This window comes from Ruminococcus sp. RTP21204st1_B2_RTP21204_210225, from assembly GCF_040914135.1.
In the GTDB taxonomy this organism is placed as follows: Bacteria; Bacillota; Clostridia; order Oscillospirales; family Ruminococcaceae; genus Hominimerdicola; species Hominimerdicola aceti.
The window spans coordinates 1-4,662 of the sequence record NZ_JBCPGA010000082.1; the positions used below are offsets into that span (position 1 = coordinate 1).

The window sequence follows — 4,662 nt, forward strand, 5'->3', positions numbered from 1 at the left end:
CTTTATTTTATCAGATTTTTGCCTATCTCTCTTTTCTTTTTTCTTAATTTTGTCCAATATCTATTGTAGCACTACACCCATGCTTCAAAGAGTGTGTAAATTGCTCTTGAAAAAGGGACGGCAACGTGTTATAATATTTATGTATTTCAAAAAACATAAGGAAAAGAGGTAAATATATGTCACATGAGAAGATACTGGTGCTTGACTTTGGCGGACAGTACAATCAGCTTATCGCAAGACGTGTGAGAGATCACCACGTTTATGCAGAGATAAAAAGCTTTGAAACTCCACTTGAAGAAATAAAAGCAGCAGGCTATAAGGGCATAATCTTCACAGGCGGACCAAACTCCGTTTATGATATGACTTCCCCGCATTATGACAAGGCTATACTTGACCTTGGCATACCAGTCCTCGGCATCTGCTACGGCTGTCAGCTTATTTCATGGATGAGCGGTGGAAAGGTAGAAAGCTGTAAAAAGAGCGAGTATGGCAAGATAGAGATAACAGCCTCCGCAGAGAGCAAGCTTTTCAAGGACGTTCCTGATAAGAATATCGTATGGATGAGCCATACCGACTATGTCAGCGAAGCACCTGAGGGCTTTGTTATCACTTCCCATTCAGATGATTGCCCATGTGCGTCAATGGAGAATGCAGAGAAGAAGATATATGCCGTTCAGTTCCACCCTGAGGTAACTCACAGTGAGTATGGTAACGTCATTTTGAAAAACTTTCTCTATGAGGTCTGCGGCTGTAAAGGCGATTGGGTAATGGATAACTTTATCGAGAACACAGTTGCAAAGCTTAAAGAGCAGATAGGCGATAAGAAAGTAGTTTTGGGACTTTCAGGCGGAGTTGACTCATCAGTTGCCGCAGGACTTATCAGCCGTGCAGTGGGCAAACAGCTCACCTGTGTGTTCGTAGATCAGGGCCTTATGAGAAAAGACGAGGGCGACTTTGTTGAGGAAACTTTCACAAGACTTTTCGATATGAGATTTGTAAGAGTAAACTGTCAGAAGCAGTTTCTTGAAAAGCTCAAAGGCATAACAGATCCAGAGGAAAAGAGAAAGACTATCGGAACAGAGTTCTATAAGGTATTCTGGGATAAGATCAGAGAAGAGGCAGACGGCGGATTTTTCGCACAGGGTACTATCTATCCTGACCGAATCGAAAGCGGAAAGGGCGACGCTGCTACAATAAAAACTCACCATAATCAGGTGAAAATGCCTGAGGACATCAACTTTGACGGCGTTATAGAGCCGCTTGGCGATCTTTTCAAAGATGAGGTAAGAAAAGTCGGCGAAAAGCTCGGCATACCAAAGGAGCTTGTATGGCGTCAGCCATTCCCAGGTCCAGGACTTGGCGTAAGAATAATCGGTGAGATAACAGAGGATAAGATAAAGGTGTTGCAGGAAGCAGACGCCGTTTTCCGTGACGAGATCAAGAAAAGCGGAATTGAAAGCAGCCTGAGCCAGTTCTTTGCAGTTCTCCCGAACGTCCAGACAGTAGGCGTAATGGGCGACCACAGAACCTATGACCACCTTATAGCTATCAGAGCCGTAACAACAGACGACTTCATGACAGCCGATTGGGCAAAGATACCATACGATGTTCTCGCAAGAATATCCAACAGGATAACAAACGAAGTAGACCATGTAAACAGAGTAGTTTACGATATAACCTCAAAGCCACCGGGAACGGTGGAGTGGGAATAGTTCCCTTTGGTTTAGATGTGCCGAAAAGCCCAGTATTTATGCGGGTCTCGGGACTTGGCACTTTTTGAACAACCGTTTTTGCAACACTTTTTTTCAAAAACGTGTTTTCGGGCAGATGAAATAGTCCCCCTTGGCTTGCAACTAAACCTAAAAATCGCATAATTTTAAGGCTTTTGCCCTGCTTTGGGCAGAAGCCTTTTTTGCATATTTGATAAAATTCCCTTTTTAATATATCATCAAATCAGATAAAAACAGCGAGGTGGATAGTATGAAAGCAGAAAAAAACCATATATATTTAAGTGCAAAAGAAAGAAACGAAATTGTTGCTTCCCTTATAATTCTAAAAACAAATTGATTGAACAAAAGGTAGTTACATTTGAAAATAGAAATATGGAAAAATAAATGATAAGACCTCCTGTGTGCAAATAGATAACTCACAGGAGGCACTATAGTATACGGTATTATCAATAGATTATTCTGCAAATCCCTGCTGTTCCGTTTCGTATTCGACTTTAGATTAATTTCCTTGGTTGGTGGAGGCGAACAGGTGACGGAATATGAAGCGGCAGAACGAACCAACAACTAAGATCTGCAGTGGGTAAGCCATAATGAAATTTAGACAAATGGTCTGGAGCCAGATAAAAATCAGGTTCGAAGTGATTCCTGAGGATTCGATGGTTCCAAGCAGGCTCATAAGCGGCACCATTGTACAGACTGTGAAAGTCTGGATGCAGAGGATGATGAAGATTGGTCGGTCAGTTGGTTTTGCCACGCGGAATGCGAAGTATTTGGACGTTTTGGTGGCAATGAAGAATGCACAGAGAAGCCCGATGAACCATTCCAATGGGAAAGAATGCAGTGCGTGTTTGAAGGTAGCAGCCTGAAGTTCGCCGGTGTGGATGGCGACATTATAAACGCCCATGATAAAAATCATACAGCCGGATGTGATAAGGGTAAAAATGAATTCCTGAAATTTTGTTTTTGGCATAGTAAGCCCTCCTTATAAAAATAATAAAAAATTTCGTATAAACACAAAAATGTCGCCTATCCGTCTGACAATGGATAAACGACATTTTATGTCATATTTATTATATCAAGTATTGGGGTTCAATGTCATAGGGATTTTGCATGAAAATATAAATGAAAAGTAAAAAAGTTCTGTGGGATCTTTGAGAAAGCTTTGCAGAATAACTAGCACTAAGCAATGACTATAACGGTCAGTGTTTCTTTTTTGATTTTATAAAAAATCGTCTGACATTCTTCAAAGTCACCACCTAAAACGCTAAGTTCTGTTAGAAAAGTCAGTATGCCTGCTTTTTTCTGTGATGAACTCAAAGAGTACATTGGTTTGCAATACGAGCCTACAAGAGAGCAAAGGATATTCCAAATATCAAAATCGAAGTTGGCAAACAATTTTCACTTGCTTTCAGATGAAGCAGGACTAAAACGAATAACAATTCACGGCTTGCGTCATTCGCACGTTTCGCTTCTTATAAGCAAGAAGTATGACATATTTGAGGTGTCAAAACGAGTAGGTCATAAGTCAGTTAAGACAACACAAGATATTTACGGTCATCTATTTTATGATGTATAAAAGAGCATTGCCAATGATTTGGACAAGCTCAGGAGAGGAGCATAATATGTCAACAAAAAACAACGACAATCATAACCGCTTTCGTTCCCAGACGATAGCATTTAGGGTATCTTCCGAAGAAGAAAAGCTGATAAATTCAGCAGTGGCACTTTCAGGACTGACCAAATAGGACTACATCGTGAAGCGGCTGCTGTGCCGTGATGTGGTAGTGCAGGGCAATCCGAGAGTATACAAGGCTCTGAAAAATCAGCTTGCCGAAGTCCTCAGCGAGCTGAAAAGAATCAAGAACGGCTCTGCCGTGAACGATGAGCTGCTGTCCACGATACAGCTCATTACAACAACTCTGAATGGTCTGAAAGGAGATAGAGAATGACCGAAGAAAGAGAAATGACCGCCCCTATGACCTCTGTTGGCACAGAGGTCGGGCAGTCACCAAATGTTACTACTGATATTATACCAGATTACGGGGAGAATTTCAACCCCACAGCCGAGGAAATGTTCGAGGCTCAGATGCAGTATGAACAGGAAATGCAGGCACAGACAAAAGAATGAAGCTAAAAGGAGTCATTGTTTATTTTAATCCTACAAAATTTACAATGGTTATTACCGAAGATATGAAACCTATCAAACCAAAAAAGAATGATATAATTTTTAACTTTTTATCCTTTTTCATCTTATTTTTTAATTTTGATATTTCTTGATCTTTCTCAAATAGTCTTCCATCATTATACGAGTTAATACATCGAAATAATGATTTGATTTCATTTTTTAAATTGTCATTTTCTAATTGATTAATAACAGCATTTAGTTTTTCGTCATTGTAAATCAGTTCCTCCTTAAATGTCTTCAAAATTTCCCGTAATCTTGCTATTTGTAGTTCATTCTTTTCAGGTGGAAGTTGATGTTTTGGATCATGAAAGTTAGTTATCAAACGTTCTATCAACTGGATAATCGTAAGATAACATCCCATTGATGTAGAATATGTGGTGAATATCTCTCTAAAGCTTTCAACCATATTTTTGAGTTCAGCCTCGCTTCCCAAAATACCTCTGGCGGATTTTTGAAATTTCTTTTCAGCACGTTTGGCTGATATTGCAGAGGAAACCACTATTACAATTATAAATAATAATGATCCTATGGCAAAGACTGCTAAACTAATGGATTCGATTTTTAGAAAAGTGTCATTCATATTAATCTCCTAATGTTTTATTGATTGTTAAAATTATACCACATAATCTAAATAAAGTCAATCAAATAATGATTTGAATCAGATATAGGTATGTAGTGCTACAATAGATATTGGACAAAATTAAGAAAAAAGAAAAGAGAGATAGACAAAAATCTGATAAAATAAAG

At 39.2% G+C, this 4,662-nt stretch carries 5 protein-coding genes and 1 pseudogene; 4 read left to right on the top strand and 2 right to left on the bottom strand.

Annotation, left to right across the window (positions count from 1 at the left end):
- Positions 1–176 precede the first annotated feature (176 nt).
- Positions 177–1,712 carry a glutamine-hydrolyzing GMP synthase gene (gene guaA / locus AB5123_RS13810; RefSeq protein WP_117905269.1) on the top strand — a complete coding sequence of 512 codons (1,536 nt, stop codon included), beginning with the start codon at positions 177–179 and terminating at the stop codon, positions 1,710–1,712.
- A gap of 517 nt (positions 1,713–2,229) precedes the next feature.
- Here guaA and AB5123_RS13815 read toward each other — a convergent pair.
- Positions 2,230–2,700: a DUF2798 domain-containing protein gene (locus AB5123_RS13815; protein WP_038672717.1), complete on the bottom strand. Its 471-nt coding sequence runs from the start codon at positions 2,698–2,700 to the stop codon at positions 2,230–2,232.
- A gap of 318 nt (positions 2,701–3,018) precedes the next feature.
- Here AB5123_RS13815 and AB5123_RS13820 point away from each other — a divergent pair, with 318 nt between their 5' ends.
- From AB5123_RS13820 to AB5123_RS13830, 3 genes and pseudogenes are all read left to right on the top strand, one after another.
- Entirely contained in the window at positions 3,019–3,306 is a 288-nt protein-coding gene (locus AB5123_RS13820; protein WP_038672715.1) for a tyrosine-type recombinase/integrase, read from the top strand.
- Positions 3,307–3,352: 46 nt separating this feature from the next.
- Positions 3,353–3,679, top strand: a pseudogene (locus AB5123_RS13825) (hypothetical protein).
- Positions 3,676–3,858 carry a hypothetical protein gene (locus AB5123_RS13830; protein WP_038672712.1) on the top strand — a complete coding sequence of 61 codons (183 nt, stop codon included), beginning with the start codon at positions 3,676–3,678 and terminating at the stop codon, positions 3,856–3,858. Before AB5123_RS13825 ends, AB5123_RS13830 begins: the two are co-directional and overlap by 4 nt.
- Before the next feature lie 19 nt (positions 3,859–3,877).
- Here the strand turns inward: AB5123_RS13830 and AB5123_RS13835 are convergent, their stop codons facing one another.
- Positions 3,878–4,495: a hypothetical protein gene (locus AB5123_RS13835; RefSeq protein ID WP_038672710.1), complete on the bottom strand. Its 618-nt coding sequence runs from the start codon at positions 4,493–4,495 to the stop codon at positions 3,878–3,880.
- Positions 4,496–4,662: the final 167 nt, after the last annotated feature.

Excerpts from the sequence above, each read along its gene's own strand:
- guaA (WP_117905269.1), top strand. The coding sequence starts at position 177 with ATGTCACATGAGAAGATACTGGTGCTTGACTTTGGCGGACAGTACAAT.
- AB5123_RS13815 (WP_038672717.1), bottom strand. The coding sequence starts at position 2,700 with ATGCCAAAAACAAAATTTCAGGAATTCATTTTTACCCTTATCACATCC.
- AB5123_RS13820 (WP_038672715.1), top strand. The coding sequence starts at position 3,019 with ATGCCTGCTTTTTTCTGTGATGAACTCAAAGAGTACATTGGTTTGCAA.
- AB5123_RS13830 (WP_038672712.1), top strand. The coding sequence starts at position 3,676 with ATGACCGAAGAAAGAGAAATGACCGCCCCTATGACCTCTGTTGGCACA.
- AB5123_RS13835 (WP_038672710.1), bottom strand. The coding sequence starts at position 4,495 with ATGAATGACACTTTTCTAAAAATCGAATCCATTAGTTTAGCAGTCTTT.